The organism is Paenibacillus kobensis NBRC 15729 (assembly GCF_004000825.1).
GTDB classification, from domain to species: domain Bacteria; phylum Bacillota; class Bacilli; order Paenibacillales; family Paenibacillaceae; genus Paenibacillus_T; species Paenibacillus_T kobensis.
The window spans coordinates 1-693 of record NZ_BILZ01000152.1; the positions used below are offsets into that span (position 1 = coordinate 1).

At 51.4% G+C, this 693-nt stretch carries 1 protein-coding gene; it reads right to left on the reverse strand.

Going from position 1 to position 693, the window contains the following annotated elements; all coding sequences use genetic code 11:
- Positions 1 to 676, reverse strand: a 676-nt coding sequence (locus PKO01S_RS28545) for a condensation domain-containing protein (protein WP_218031513.1), incomplete at its 3' end; no start/stop codon positions are given.
- Between the last annotated feature and the right edge of the window lie 17 nt (positions 677 to 693).

Below are 693 nucleotides of genomic sequence, written 5' to 3' on the forward strand. Positions count from 1 at the left end.
TCATTTTTTCTGTAATCCGTTCTTCATATTTCAATTCGAGTTCAACTTCTTGTGCGATCTTCTGTACGGGTTCTCCATCCAGCATATGGAAACTGGTGCGCAACGCTTCATGGCGGATGGTCAATTGCTCCAATGCGTACTTCATCCGCTCCATATCTAATGACCCATAAATTTCAATTCCCGCCGGCATATTGTAGGCTATGCCTACATCGTCCATCTGATTAATCAGGTATAACCTCATTTGTGCCGACGACATCGGATACGCTTCTTGTTCTAACGCCTGAGGGATCGGAATGTAGGCTTTCACTTTTGCTTGTTCTACTTCTCTGGCGAGAAGCCGGACAGTAGGAGCGGCAAAAATGGCCTTCAGCGGCAAACGTACTCCGGTCTTTACTTCAATCTGATTGACAACCCGGGTTGCGCGCAGGGAATGCCCACCCAATTCGAAGAAGTTGTCCTGTACGCCCACCTGGCCGATGCCAAGCACGTCCTGCAAAATTATCGCCAGCTTCTCTTCCATTTCGTTTCTCGGCGCTTCATAGACAGCGCCCGTGGACATGCTTCGATCCGGCTTCGGCAACGCCTTGCGGTCTACTTTCCCATTCGAGGTCAGCGGAATCCGCTCGATCTGCACGAAGTAGGCCGGAATCATGTAATCCGGCAGCGCCTTGCCCACGTGCGCCCGAAGCTCCG